Below are 13905 nucleotides of genomic sequence, written 5' to 3' on the forward strand. Positions count from 1 at the left end.
GCCCAGCCCCGGGAGCGCGAACACGAACTCGACGGTCACCGCACCGGCAAGGACCCGCGAGACCTGCAGGCCCAGCACCGTGACGATCGGTACGCCGGCGTTCTTGAGGCCGTGCCTGCCGACGATCGTGCTCTGCAGCAGGCCTTTGGCACGGGCAGTGCGAATGAAGTCCCGGCCCAACACGTCCACGAGCGAGGCGCGGGTCTGCCGCGCCAGTTCGGCAGCGGAGATGGCGGCGATCGCGATCGCCGGCAGGATCAGATGCTGCAGCCACGCACCTGCTCCGTCGGTGAGCTTCGCGTATCCGGTGGCGGGGAAGATCGGGCTGAGGATTGCCAGCGGGATCACCAACGCCAACGCAACGATGAACGGCGGCACCGCGATTGCCACACTCGAGATCACGGTCAGACCCCGGTCCAACCACGAGTTCGGCTGCACCRCAGCGGCGATGCCCGCCGGCAGTCCGACGGCCACCACGATCAGCATCGTCACGAGTGTGAGCGAGAGGGTCACCGGAAGCCGTTCGGCGATGATCTGCACCACCGACTGAGTGCTGTAGAGCGAGGTCCCCAGGTCTCCGGTCAGCGCCCCACCGAGCCAGTCGAGGTACCGCACGATCAACGGTTGGTCCAGCCCGAGCGCCTGCCTGGTCTGTTCGATCTGCTCGGCGCTGGCATTGTCACCGGCCAGCGCCGTCGCCGCATCCCCCGGAACGAGGTCGACGAGCGCGTAGACGAAGAAGCTGACGAACAACAACATCGGGATCGCCGAGGCGATCCGCTTGGCGATCAGGGTCACCATCAGGACTCCTTTGCGGTGCCGACCGTCGCCGACGCGGCACGACCTGCGCCGGCTTCGGCTCGCCTGCCGAGGAAGTGCGCCCGCGGATCCGGGATCGCCTCCAGCAAGGTCTTGGTGTAGGCGTGCTGCGGATCGGTGAAAACCTGCTCGGTGGGGCCCATCTCCACGATCACACCCTTGCGCATCACCGCGACGCGGTGCGCGAGGAACCGCACGAGCGACAGGTCGTGCGAGACGAACACGTATGCCAGTCCTCGCTCGCGTTGCAGGTCGATGAGCAGGTTGAGCACCTGCGCCTGAATCGAGACGTCGAGTGCCGCCACGGGTTCGTCACACACGATGAAATCCGGCTCGGTGGCCAGCGCGCGCGCAATCGCGATGCGCTGCAACTGTCCGCCCGAGAACTCGCGTGGGTACTTGTCGAGCTGGTCGGCCCGCAGCCCGACCCGCGCCAGCAAGTCGGTCACCGCGGCGTCGCGTTCCATCCCCTTCAACCCGCGATGGATCGTGAGCGGCTCACCGACCGCCTCGCGGATGGTCATGTGGGGATCGAGAGACGAGAACGGATCCTGGAAGATCATCTGAGCCCGTTGCCGGAACTCGCGCAGCTCCGCCCTGGACAGACCGAGAACATCGCGACCGTCGAACACGATCGATCCCGAGTCCGGTTCGATCAATCGCAGTGCAAGACGGCCGACGGTGGACTTGCCCGCACCGGATTCCCCTACGATCCCGACGGTCTCGCCCCGCTCGACGGTGAAGGAGACATGATCGGTCACCGTGGTGCGTTCACGCACCCGACCGAGCAGGTTCCGCTTCACCGGATAGGTCTTGACGAGATCCGACACCTCCAGCAACGGTCTCATCCCGTGATCCCTTCCAACACCAGATCATTCGCACGAACACATCGCACCGCACGCGTGGACTCGGCCGCCGCACCCGCGAGTGGTACGGGGCCGGCTTCGCATTCCGGACCCGCGTGGGGGCATCTCGGCGCGAACCGGCACGAATCCGGCCAGTCCCACGGCGCAGGTACCGCTCCCGCGATCGCCTGCAGCGGAGCCGACCGGTCCCGGTGATCCGGGATCGCATCGAGCAGGCCCTGGGCGTAAGGGTGCTGTGGGGACAGAAACAGATCCTCGACCGGTGCGGACTCGATCACCTGTCCGGCGTACATCACGTTGACGGCGTCACACATCTGCGCGACGACTCCGAGGTCGTGGGTGATGAACAGGATCGCAACCTCGAACTGCTGCTGCACCTCACGCATCAGGTCGAGCATCTGTGCCTGCACGGTGACGTCCAGCGCGGTGGTCGGCTCGTCGGCGATCAGCAGTTTCGGTCGGCACACCATTGCGATCGCCAGCATCACCCGCTGACACATCCCACCGGAGAACTCGTGTGGGTAGGCGTCGGCGCGTCGCGCCGCATCGTCGATCCCCACGGCATCGAGCATCTCCACCGCACGTGCCCAGGCGGCCTTCCGACCCACCCGTTCGTGCCTGCGCACGACCTCCGCGATCTGCGACCCGACAGTGAAGGCCGGGTCCAAGCTGCGGCGCGGTTCCTGAAAGATCATCGACACTTCCGTGCCGCGTACATCCGCCAGCTCGCGATCGGTCATGCCGACCAATTCACGGCCGGCCACTCGGATCGACCCCGATATCTTCGACGTCGCAGCCGGCAGCAACCCCATCGCAGCGAGCGAAGTCACTGTCTTTCCAGACCCGGACTCCCCCACCACACCGACCACCGATCCCGCCGGAATCGACAGATCTATTCCGTCGACCACCCGGGTCCACCCATGGTCGGTGACGAAGTCCACCGACAACCCCTCGATTCGCAACACCGGTTCTGCATCAGCGGGCGCCGACGTCAGGCGTCCAACGACATCGATACTCATGCAACAACTCCCGAACTCTGAGGGCCGGCTACTTCGCCACGCCGACGTGACGGAGGTCGGGGACACCTTGGATCTGGGACATCGCCATCTCAGTTGCCCCGATGACCTTGTCGGAATATGCGAACTGAGTGGGGGTGGCGCAGATGAAGACGTTCATTGCCTGCTCGGTTGCGATCGCCGCGGTGTCCTCGAGGTGTTGTGCGCGCTGATCCTCGGTGAGGGCCGGGTCGAACGCTCGATCCAAGGTCTCGTCGAAGCCGGCCGGACGGGGTCCGGGGAACAGCTGTGGCGTCCGGTACCAGTACTGGAACGACTGCAGCGAACTCGCCCGTGGCACTCGCCCGTTGAGGACCGCGTCGTACGCGTTTCCTTGTGCGAACCGCGAATTCATCTCAGCCTGATCGACTTCCTGGTAGTTCACCTTGATCCCGATGTCTTCGAACTGGGATCGCACCGCGGTCGCGAGTTCGACCACCGGTGAAACCCGTGACGGTGCCAGCATCTCGATCTCGAGGTTGCCCACGCCCGCCGACTCGAGAATCTGCCGGGCTCGTTCGGGGTCGAAGTCGTATCGAATCGGCGGCTCGTCGAGGTATCCGACGGTTCCTGGCGTGGCGGCCTGCGGATTGGGCGTGCACTGACCGTGCATGATCGACTTGTTGATGCCTTCCCGATCTATCGCGAAGTTCAGTGCCTGACGAACCTCCGGCCGAGCCATGTCGGCAGAGTTCGTGTTGACATTCACCACATACTCCGTGGAGGGCGGGTAGGAGTAGAGGTCGTATCCACGACCGAGATTCGACGCCTGGGTGTAGTCGACGGGCATGACGTATGCGAGGTCGATCTGGCCGGAACGCAACGCGTTGATTCGCGCGTTGCCGTCCGCGAAACCGGTGATGGTTATCCGCTCCGGCAACTGCGCGGACGGGTCCCAGTACCCCTCCCTCCGCACGTACGAGACCGAATCACCGACGCGCAGGGTGTCCAGTTTGTACGGGCCGGATCCGACCGGACGCAGGTCGAGATCCGGGTTCTTCACCGCGTTGGGACTGATGAGCATCCCCTCGACCCCGGACAGGACGTACGGCAGGTCCGAGGCAGGCCGGTTCGTTCGTATCGTCACCGTCGACGGATCGACAGCGTCGATGCCCTCGATCATCGAGAAGAAGCTCGAAACTGTCGATCCCGGTAGATGAATGGCACGTTCGAGCGAGGCCTTCACGGCTACCGAATCGAGCCTCGCTCCGTCAGAGAAGGTGACGTCGTCACGAAGGGTGAAGGTGACGGATCGGCCGTCCGGCCCGAATTCCCACCGGGTCGCAACCATCGGGGCGAGCACCGCCCCCTGCTCACCGTTCACGATCTGGGTGAGGCGGTCGTAGAGCGGCGTGAGGTACGGATATGCCGCGACGGTCGACGGAACCGTGTGGGGATCCACCGGTCGAGGCGGGAGGAAGTAGCCCACCCGCAGATGCCCGGCCGGGTTGGCATCGGACGCCTCGAGCCCCGTAGCTGTTCCCGGTTGCGCGGCGGGTTGGCCACCGCATCCGGTGACCGCGAGCGCAAGAATCGCAGCGGCACCACAGACTTTTGCACCTAGAAATTTCACGATTGTTCCTCTCCTGGGAAGAGCCTCAACATGACGAAAGTCTCGGTAGTTCAGTCAATTCGGCTCAGGTGGACCGTCTATCGAGGTCGGCTGAACGGTCGTTCACACACCGGCCGAAGCCGTGCGCTGGTCAGTCATCGCGATGTGTCCCCGACACCGGACGGGACACCGTCCGCACCGACGGGCAGATGCACCACTTCGTCCTCGCCCAACTCCCGCGTCCAGGCCGCGAACTCGAGCAGGATTCCGTCGGGATCGAAGAAGTACATCGACCTCATGTAGGTGCCGTCGTGAATTTCCGGGGAGAAGCCCCACTTGCTGTCGTCGTGATTCAGGATCGGCGCACTTTCGACTCCCCATGTCTTCGCACACGAGCGCCAGATGGCACACCCCGCCGATCTCAAACTTGTTGTTACTCAACTAAGTTCCCTTCTCTTTGGCAACCCGCGGATCGCCGACACCAACCTGCCGCCGACCCGTCGCCCTCACAGCATGTGACATCCGCCACTCCAGCCCCAGCTTGCTAGAGAATCATTCTGTTGTCCAGAGGAATGACAGATTCGCAGTTCAGGGGGAAGCCCACCGAGACCCGGGCTGCGACTTCAGCACACGATCGAGGCCACCCCTACTCGCCAGTAGGGCACCACTTTTCAGCCACTGCGGAGCAATCCCGAGCCGCCGCGGGACATGACACAAGCCGGCCCGTAGGCCGGCCCTCGGGCGGGAAACCGTCACCGCCCGAGGAGCATGGCGACCGCCGCATCATGCGGCCCCCTACGCGATCGGGGCGCTACAGCTGAAATCGCTGTCCGATCCACTCGGCAATCACGTCGGCGACCTGCGGACGGGTGTCGGTCGGCCGGTCGAAGTAGTGATCACCCGGAATCACCACAGCACCCTTGTCCACCGAGGCAAATCCACCCAAGAGCGCCTCGGCATCACTGGGAAACACCCCAGTGTCTGCGGCACCGTTGACGACGAAACTCGGCACCGAAATGTTCGCCAGGTGGGGACCGGCATTGCACTGCGACGTCTCCTGACTCCACATCGAGAGCCAAGTCCGCAGAGTGCACGAGGTCACCAGACCCCAGGTCGAGCCGTTCGACTGCTTGGGCTCACCGTGGTAGCACCAGTTCGGCTTGCGCCCGTTGGGGTCGATGGCCGGATCCACGAAGCGTGGGTCCGCCCAGGTCCGCGAAACCGTGAAGACACGATCGCGCTGACCGACGGCAGCGACGCGCCTCAGCTCGGACTTGGCCCACGCGGTGATCCGCGCGTTGCGGTCGCGCTGCGCGGCCCGGTAGCGGGTGAGGAACTCGGCCGTGAACGGTCTCTCGCGGTCGGGATTCCACAGGTCGAGCTCGGGATCGGTGAGCGTGGGGTCGTTCTCGTCGATGACCGCAGGGTCGAGCTGGCTGGTCAGTACGTCGGGTCGACCCTGGTGTGCTGCCAGCGCGATGAAGGCGTCGCCCGGGACGAGGTCGTCGAGCCCGGGCGCCGGTCGCATCCCTGGTAGGGCAACGACATTCGGTGTGGTCGCATGCGACTGGTATGCCGCCATCAGCGAGCACCCCCCGGAGTTGCCCAGGACGATCACCGACTCGACGCCCATCTCCTCGCGTAGCCACCTCACGCCGACTCCGATGTCGACGAGTGCCCGATCGAGCAGGAAGTGCAGTGGGTCGTTGCGGAACCGGGTGTTCCAGCCCAGGAAGCCGAATCCGCGTGCAGCCAGATGATCGGCCAGGTAGTGCTGGGAGAAGTCGACGTTGTAGTGGGTTGCGATCACGGCAACCTTCGGCCGAGTTCCCCGAGGGCGGTGGTAAACGCCCTGACAGGGCCAACCGCCCGCTCCCGCCCGGGGCTGGCCCGGAGCGGCCAGGCCTACGAACGTGGTCTCGATCTCCGACAGCTGTGTCACGTGTTTCTCCTGCCTCATCAGTTCTTCGTCATGCCATCGTCGGCGTGTCGTCCACGCCGAGGCCGAGCATTGGCAGGCACTGCGCACGAACCTCGCTCTTGAGGATCTTGTTGGACAATCCACGGGGGAGCGGATCATCCTGGAACAGCACATATCTGGGGGCCTTGTAGCGGGCCAGGCGCTGACGGCAGTACTCGATCAGCTCGTCGGCGCTCGGAACTTCTGCTGCGTGCTCGTCGCGTCGTGCGATCAGCGCCGGCACCTCACCCCACTTCTCGTCGGGGGCGGCGATGACCACCAGTTCGCTGATCCCCGGATATCCCGCGAGCACCCGCTCGATCTCGGCGGGGTAGATGTTGACCCCGCCCGAGATCAGCATGTCCTTGGCACGGTCGACGACGTAGAAGTAGCCTTCTTCGTCCTGCCTCACGAGATCGCCGGTGCGCAACCAGCCGTCGACCATCGCATCGTTCGTGGCCGCGGGATCCTCCCAGTAGCGCTCCATGATCTGGGGCCCGTGCAACCACAGCTCGCCTACCTCACCCGGGGCAACGTCCTCGCCCGAGAGGCCCACCACCCTGGCCGTCGTCTGCGGCGTCGGGATACCGGTGGAGCCCAGCTTCTTCTCCGACATCTCGCCGGACAGCGCCAGCGACAGCCCACCGCTTTCGGTGAGGCCATAGCCTTGGCACACGTACAGCCCCCTGCGCCCGAACGCCTGCAGCATCGCGATGGAGATGGCCTGGCCACCCGTGCCGAGCATCCGAACGCTGGACAGGTCGGTCGACTCGAAGGTTGCGGCCTGAGTGAGCGCCTCCAGAATCGATCCGACCGCGATGAACTGGGTTATACGACGCTCCTCGAAGACCTCGAGGGTCCGTACCGGGTCGAACTCGGCTTCGAGCACGGTCTGACCGCCCACCGAGTACAGCGGCATCCACATCGCGATCAGTCCGCCGGTGAAGGCGAGCGCATAGGGGAAGTACGTGCTGTCGGTGGAGTTCCACGCATCGATCGCGACCCGCTCGGCGCACACCGCGAGCACATTGCGGTGACTGAGGACCGCGCCCTTGGGTACGCCGGTCGTTCCCGACGTGTAACAGATGAACGCCGGATGGTCGCCGGCGAAGGACACCCGCGGGTCCTCGGGCGCGGATGCAGCGACGACCTCTTCGAACAATCGCTCACCGTCGCGAGGAGCCGTGGTCACGATGAGCCGAAGCCGGCGGACCGACTGCTCGTCGTACTCGAGTAGTTTGTCCAGCATCGTTCGGTCTGCGACGATCGTCGTCGCGCCGCAGCGGTCGATGATCTCGGCCAGCTCCGCAGGTGCCAGCCGGTAGTTCAGCGGCACGAATGTCGCGCCCAGCTTGAAACAAGCCAGCACCGTCTCGCAGAACTCGACGCAGTTGGGAACGAGTGCCGCCACACGATCGCCGAGCCCCACCCCGAGGCCGCGCAGTCCCTGCGCGAGCCTCGAGGTGCGATCGTCCAGTTGTGCCCACGTGAGTTCGCGATCGCCCATCGCGATCGCCATGCGTTCCGGGTCGCGTTGCGCCCAGTACCGCAGTGGTCCAGCAAGATTCATGTGCACTCCCAGCGGTCTCAGCTGCGAACGAGGCGGCGGATGCTCCCGTCGCCGTCGCATCCGACAATGATCGATCCGTCCGCCGCGATGGTCACCGACGACCGGCGACCGTCGTTGGCCTGCACCTGAGGCAGTCCGAGCGGGAGATCCGTGGCCACCACCTCGCGTCGGTCGCCGTCTCGGCTCACGCACACGACTTGCCGTGCGCCCTGATCGGCGACCACCACGTAGTCGTCGGTGAGAGCCACGCCCTGGGGCCGGACGAAGCCGGTCAGCGCCTGCGGTTCGCCCTCGCCGAGGACCAGCACCGATCCCGTGGTCTCGTCGCTGACGACGATCGCACGGCGGTCGCCGGTGATCGCGGTGACGGTCGTGAGCGCCGACGCCCGCCGCGACTTCACGGTGCCGTCCAGATCCAGGACGACGACGTCGCCGCGGCGCATCCCGACCAGCAACTGGTCGTCGCCGACACCGACGGCGTTCACCCCGTCGGCGTCCTGTGCGAAGTACTCCGAGTTCGCTCCACTGAGCGAACCGAAGATCTTGACCCACTCCCCCGAGTCGTCGACACGACGGAACACCTCGCCGGCCTGGCTCAGCGCCACGAGGACGCCGCCGACCTCGACGACACCGACGGCCGCGAACGGCTGGTCGAGAAGCAGCCTGCTCACCCGCTCGAGGTTGCCTTCACCGTCCACCCGGCAGATGCTCCCGTGGTCCGCTGCGACGAGACCTTCGGCTCCACTGGCGACCTGGTAGGGCCCGAGGAACGAGCCCGCCGAGAGCACCTTGTCGAGCTCACCGGTCTCCATCGAGTACCGAGCCACGCTCGCCTCGACGAAGTTGGAGACGTAGATGTAGCCGCGTGCGTCGATGTCGAAATTGTCGATTCCGGGCGCGAGACTCACCAGCCGCTGCMGCTCGCCGGTGCTCAGATCCACCGCCGTGACCTCGCCGATGCTCGCCTGGGCCACGACAAGTCGGCCGTCGGGGGCGAACTTGACCGCCGTCGGGTGCGCGAGGCTGTCGACAACCTTCTCGACCGCACCCGACTCCGGATCCACGGCCAGCACGGTCCCCTCGAAGACCTGCGGCATGTACAGCCGCCGATCGGGGCCCATCGCCAGGGCGTTGAGCCAATCCAGACCCTCGGCAATCACCCGGACCTGGTTTCTCTGGTGCCGGTCGATCTCCAGGACCCGACCGCCCTCGCGCATCTCGTCGACGTACAACCTGTCGGTCTCGGGGTCGACGGTGATTCCGTTCACCGCCGGGCAGTCGTCGACCAGCACGAAGTACGTACCGTCGGCGCGGCGACCGCTCACTCTCCCGTTCATCGTCTCGGCCGCGTAGACGGTCCCTTCGGAGTCGAAGGCGATGTCGTCGGGTCCCCGGAGCTCCGAGCCCATCGGTGAAACGGTCGACAGGATGTCCCGGTCGGCGTCCCACGCCGAAAGATGTTCGCCCACAAGCTCCGAGATCCACAAGCGCCCGTCATCATGGAGCCGCACGCCGTTGGCCCCGAAGAGTCGGGCCGGCTCCCGGACGGTGCCCATCGACCACCCGGCGGCCACACTCGGCGTCGCGTCCAGGTAGAGCTCGAAGCGGGACACCGCCCGGTTGCCGGACGGCTTACTCATCGGACACCTGCGCCGATCCGACGAGAGCGTCTGAGAACACGGCCTTGCGCTTCTGACGGAAGGCGAGTTCTCCCTCGGCCAGGTCCTGGCTCAGGACGCAGACGACCTGCGTGCGGTCCTCCATGGTCAACGCGGCCTCGAGGCTGCCGATCTCCTGAGAGGCGTTGAGTGCCTCCTTCGACATCCGCAGGGCCAGCGGCGCCTTGGCCGCGAGGACCCCAGCCACCTCCACTGCGGCTTCCACGACACCGTCGGGACAGACGCGGCTCACGAAGCCGATGCGCTCGGCCTCGTCGGACTGCACTCGACGGCCGGTCATCAGGATCTCCGTCGCGCGACCGCCGATGATCCGCGGGAGCAGGTAGCTCGCACCCATCTCCGAGACCGACTGACCGATGTTGATCTGGGCCGCGGAGAAGTAGGCCTCCGGCGCGGCCAGCCGGATGTCGCTCGCCATCGCGAGAGAGAAGCCACCGCCGACGCACGGCCCGTTGACGGCCGCGATCACCGGCTGCGGGATCCGACGCAACCGCGCCACCACCCCGGAGTACCACGACTGAATGGCCGCCCAGTGCCTGTTCGGATCGCTCTCCACTCCGGTCGGGAACACCTCACCCGACAGATCGGCGCCGGAGCAGAAACCACGGCCGGCGCCGGTGAGCACGACGACCTTGACATCGTCGGCCCGCACCAAGGAATCGAGGTGTTTGGTGAGCTCGATGATCAGGCCGGGATTGAGGGCGTTGAGCCTGCTCGGACGGTTCAAGGTGATCTGTTGAACGCCCGGGGCGGGGTTCGAAACGAGAATCAGGTCATCCATGGCCTTCATAAGGACTCCATTCAACGGCGGCGGGCCCTCGAAACCGTCTCGAACGGCGGCCACTGCCAAGTCGGAAATTGGGATGCCGATCGCGGGCCCACTTGTCCAGTCGGCTCACTCTGTTGCGCTCGGCTGGAGGTGAGCATGGCACGAGTTTGATGACGCCACAAGAGGTTCCAGAAAATCACTCTGCACATCAGAATCTGCTATGTTCGTGATGCGGCGCGCCCATCAGGGACCTCACCCTTGACGATCCCGCTCACTCCCGCGGCACTCTCTGCCGCCCAAGTCCATATTTGGAGGAGTCATGAAACTCGGCCTGAACCTTGGCTATTGGGGATCTGGAAGAGACAACACCCTCGACCTCGTGCGTCTCGCGGAGGACGTCGGATTCGACTGCGTGTGGTCCGGCGAGGCCTACGGGTCCGACGGCATCACGCCCCTTGCGTGGCTTGCCGGACAAACGTCCAGGATCGGACTCGGCACCGCCGTCCTCGGCATGGCCGGCCGCTCACCGGCGCTCACGGCACAGACCGCAGCCACGATGGACCATCTCTCCGACGGCCGATTCCGCCTCGGTCTCGGCATGTCCGGGCCGCAGGTCGTCGAAGGCTGGCACGGCATCCCCTACGGCAAGCCGATGCAGCGCACCCGGGAGTACGTCGACGTGGTCCGGCAGGTGCTCCGCCGCGAGGCCCCCCTCGAACACCACGGCACCTACTACGACGTCCCTTACACGGGGAGCGACGGCAGCGGCCTGGGCAAGCCGCTCAAAATGATCCTGCATCCCCGGCGAGAGAACCTGCCGATCTACCTCGCGGCCATCGGGCCACGCAACATCGAACTGGCCTGCGAGATCGCCGACGGCTGGTTCCCCGTGTTCTTCTCCCCGCGCCGGTTTGACGCGATCGTTCCCGCCGGGTTCACACCCCGACCCGACTTCGACCTGTGCCCGATCCTCGACGTGGTGGTGGGGGACGACGCCGCCGAGTGCCGAGCCCAGGTCAAGCCGAGCATCGCGCTCTACGTCGGCGGCATGGGCGCCAGGGGTAAGAACTTCTACAACGACGTCGCATGCCGTTACGGCTACACGGACGCGGCAGTGAAGATCCAGGATCTGTACCTTGCCGGACGCAAGGAAGAGGCGATCGCGGCCGTACCGGACGACCTGGTCGACGACATCGCCCTGTGCGGCCCACCCGAACGGATCAAGGAACTGCTCGACCCCTGGACGTCGGCGCCGATCACTTCGATGTCCCTCATGACCCGACAGCCTGAGGCGGTTCGCCTCATGGCCGACCTCCTCACCTAGGCGGAAAATCGTGCAATTCGGTTTCACCCCAGAGCAGGCTGCTCTCCGCGACAGCGTCGGTCGATTCCTCGACACCTCCGATCGGCAGCAGGTACGAACACTCATGGAGGCCGGCCTCCACTACGACGAAACGGCCTGGCACCGAGCGGCCGACGAGCTCGGCCTGATGTCGGTCCCGATTCCGGTCGAGTACGGCGGGGCCGGTGGCGGGATGGTCGAACTCGCGATCGTCCTCGAAGAGTTCGGCCGCCGTCTCGTCCGGTCGCCGTACCTGGCCAGTGTCGGCCTGGCTGCCACCGCACTCCTCGCCGCCGATGACGACACGGCGTGCGCCGACTTCCTCCCCCGGATCGCCGACGGCGAGCTGATCGCCACGTTCGCACTCCCCGTGGGGGTCGGGTCGATGGCGAACCTTCCGGTCCACTCGTCCGACGACGCGCGACTGACCGGTGTCGCCGAAGCCGTCATCGACGCGGAGTCGGCAGGTCTGTTGATCGTGCCGGCGCGCACGAGTACCGGGACCGGTCTGTTCGCCGTCGAGCGCGGAGCCCTCGACGCGCCCACAGACGAAGCCACACCCTACGATCTGGTCACCCGATCGAGCCGGATCCGCTTCGACGACACCCCGGCCGTCCGACTCGGCGCGCCCGCCTCGGACACGGTCGAGCGGGCGTTCGCGCTCGCGAACATCGCGTTGGCCGCCGAGCAGTTGGGAGGCGCACAGGCCTGCCTGGACACCTGTGTGGAGTACGCGAAGACGAGAACGCAGTTCGGACGGGCAATCGGGTCCTTCCAGGCGATCAAGCACCGGTGCGCTGACGTGCTGCTCAAGATCGAGGGCGCACGGTCGCTGGTCTATCACGCTGCGTGGCTCGCCGACCAGGGCGCGACGGAGGAACTCGTCCTCGTCGCATCGATGGCGAAGGCGTGGTGCTCGGACACCTATGTGCAAGCGGCAGAGGCGAATCTGCTGACCCACGGCGGGATCGGGTTCACGTGGGAACACGACGCGCACCTGCATGTCCGCCGGGCCCGGAGCCGCGCAATGACTCTGGGAAGTCCCGACGATCACCGCGACGCGGTCGCCGCCCGCCTTCTGCTCGCCGAGACCCGCTAGGAGCAACCATGGATTTCGCTGATTCGCCCGCCGACGTCACCTACCGCGAGCAAGCCGCGAAGTGGCTCGCCGCGAACGCCCCGTTCTTCGAGGAGCCGGACACCGGCAGATTGACCGTCTTCGGCGCTCGTACCGCCGAGGAATCCGTTCGCCACGTGGAGCAGGCACTCGCCTGGCAGGCCCGCAAACACGCGGAGGGCTGGGCGGGTATCGGCATCGCGACGAAGTACGGCGGCGCGGGCGGTGACGTCCCCCAGAAACTCCTGTTCGCCGAAGAGGAGGGTCGATTCCGCCTGCCGCTCGACGCCCAGTCGGTCACGATGGGAATGATCGTGCCGACCCTTGCCCGGTGGGGAACCGCCGAGCAACGCAAGCGGTACCTGACGCCGCTCCTGGCCGGCGAGCAACTCTCGTGCCAGCTGTTCTCCGAACCGGACGCCGGATCCGACCTCGCCGCCATCCGGACCACCGCACGCAGGACCGCTGACGGCTGGCGGATCAACGGGCAGAAGATCTGGACGTCCTACGCCCAGTACGCGTCCTTCGGCTACCTCCTCGCCCGCAGCGAGGACGCCCCCCGACATCACGGTCTGACCGCGTTCCTGGTCGACCTGAAGCAACCGGGAGTCACGGTTCGGCCGCTGAAGCAGGCGACCGGAGCACACACCTTCAACGAAGTCTTCTTCGACGACGCGGAGGTCGCGGCCGACGCGATTCTCGGCGAACCCGGCCAGGGGTGGGAGGTCGCGATGACCACCCTGATGGCCGAGCGCTACTCGCTGGAGCCGGATATCGTTGGCGCGCAACCGCTTCTGGAGCTGCTCCGCACCAGCGATCACCGCAACGACCCGACGATCCGACGACAGTTCGTCGACGTGCACACGATCCAGCACATCCTGGGCATCCTCAAGCTCCGGCTGCGCACCGCAGCCAACGAGGGGCGTCCGCCAGGGGCGGAGGGCTCGATCACGAAGCTGCTCTCGACGGAGGGCCAGTACCTCGCTGCGGACACCGCATTGCGCGCCCTCGGCCCGGCCGGCGTCCTCGAGAACCCCTGGACCGAACTGCTCACCGGCGCCCTGGGCCTGCGGATCGGCGGCGGAACCGACGAGATCATGAAGAACGCGATCGCCGAACGCGTCCTGGGACTCCCGCGTGAACCACGCGTCCAACAGCAGTGAGAAAGGCTCCCGA

The 13905-nt window shown here is 66.1% G+C and carries 12 protein-coding genes; 3 read left to right on the forward strand and 9 right to left on the reverse strand.

Translation table 11 applies throughout. The features are described from left to right. The 9 genes from AC1DU4_RS18020 to AC1DU4_RS18060 form a co-directional block, all read right to left on the reverse strand. Positions 1 to 801: ABC transporter permease (locus tag AC1DU4_RS18020; protein ID WP_477842067.1), on the reverse strand; the 801-nt coding region annotated here is incomplete at its 3' end. After that, on the reverse strand, positions 801 to 1667 hold the full coding sequence (locus AC1DU4_RS18025) for an ABC transporter ATP-binding protein (protein WP_477842069.1): 867 nt from the start codon (positions 1665 to 1667) through the stop codon (positions 801 to 803). The genes AC1DU4_RS18025 and AC1DU4_RS18020, both read right to left, overlap by 1 nt. Then, complete coding sequence (locus tag AC1DU4_RS18030; RefSeq protein WP_477842071.1) at positions 1664 to 2704, reverse strand: ABC transporter ATP-binding protein; 1041 nt, start codon at positions 2702 to 2704, stop codon at positions 1664 to 1666. Before AC1DU4_RS18030 ends, AC1DU4_RS18025 begins: the two co-directional genes overlap by 4 nt. A 28-nt stretch (positions 2705 to 2732) precedes the next feature. Then, positions 2733 to 4142: an ABC transporter substrate-binding protein gene (locus AC1DU4_RS18035; RefSeq protein WP_477842073.1), complete on the reverse strand. Its 1410-nt coding sequence runs from the start codon at positions 4140 to 4142 to the stop codon at positions 2733 to 2735. A gap of 305 nt (positions 4143 to 4447) precedes the next feature. Further along, positions 4448 to 4591 carry a hypothetical protein gene (locus tag AC1DU4_RS18040; RefSeq protein ID WP_477842075.1) on the reverse strand — a complete coding sequence of 48 codons (144 nt, stop codon included), beginning with the start codon at positions 4589 to 4591 and terminating at the stop codon, positions 4448 to 4450. A gap of 512 nt (positions 4592 to 5103) precedes the next feature. Further along, positions 5104 to 6252: an alpha/beta hydrolase family protein gene (locus AC1DU4_RS18045; protein ID WP_477842077.1), complete on the reverse strand. Its 1149-nt coding sequence runs from the start codon at positions 6250 to 6252 to the stop codon at positions 5104 to 5106. A gap of 10 nt (positions 6253 to 6262) precedes the next feature. Next, positions 6263 to 7822: a class I adenylate-forming enzyme family protein gene (locus AC1DU4_RS18050; protein WP_477842079.1), complete on the reverse strand. Its 1560-nt coding sequence runs from the start codon at positions 7820 to 7822 to the stop codon at positions 6263 to 6265. A 17-nt stretch (positions 7823 to 7839) separates the two neighbouring features. Beyond that, the gene (locus tag AC1DU4_RS18055) at positions 7840 to 9462 is read right to left on the reverse strand and encodes a hypothetical protein (RefSeq protein WP_477842081.1); all 1623 of its coding nucleotides are present in this window, start codon (positions 9460 to 9462) and stop codon (positions 7840 to 7842) included. Next, a complete protein-coding gene (locus AC1DU4_RS18060; protein ID WP_477842083.1) occupies positions 9455 to 10291 on the reverse strand; it encodes an enoyl-CoA hydratase/isomerase family protein in 837 nt (278 codons plus the stop codon). The genes AC1DU4_RS18055 and AC1DU4_RS18060 overlap by 8 nt, the downstream gene beginning before the upstream one ends. Positions 10292 to 10589: 298 nt before the next feature. On the opposite strand from AC1DU4_RS18060, the gene AC1DU4_RS18065 reads away from it, so the two are divergent. Genes AC1DU4_RS18065 through AC1DU4_RS18075 form a run of 3 tightly spaced genes read left to right on the forward strand, consistent with a single transcriptional unit; the run spans position 10590 to position 13892 of the window. Continuing rightward, a complete protein-coding gene (locus AC1DU4_RS18065) occupies positions 10590 to 11594 on the forward strand; it encodes an LLM class F420-dependent oxidoreductase (protein WP_477842085.1) in 1005 nt (334 codons plus the stop codon). A 10-nt stretch (positions 11595 to 11604) separates the two neighbouring features. After that, positions 11605 to 12711: an acyl-CoA dehydrogenase family protein gene (locus tag AC1DU4_RS18070; protein WP_477842087.1), complete on the forward strand. Its 1107-nt coding sequence runs from the start codon at positions 11605 to 11607 to the stop codon at positions 12709 to 12711. 8 nt (positions 12712 to 12719) lie between these two features. Beyond that, on the forward strand, positions 12720 to 13892 hold the full coding sequence (locus AC1DU4_RS18075) for an acyl-CoA dehydrogenase family protein (protein ID WP_477842089.1): 1173 nt from the start codon (positions 12720 to 12722) through the stop codon (positions 13890 to 13892). The last annotated feature ends 13 nt before the right edge of the window (positions 13893 to 13905 follow it).

Source organism: Rhodococcus sp. P4_F5, from assembly GCF_056401315.1.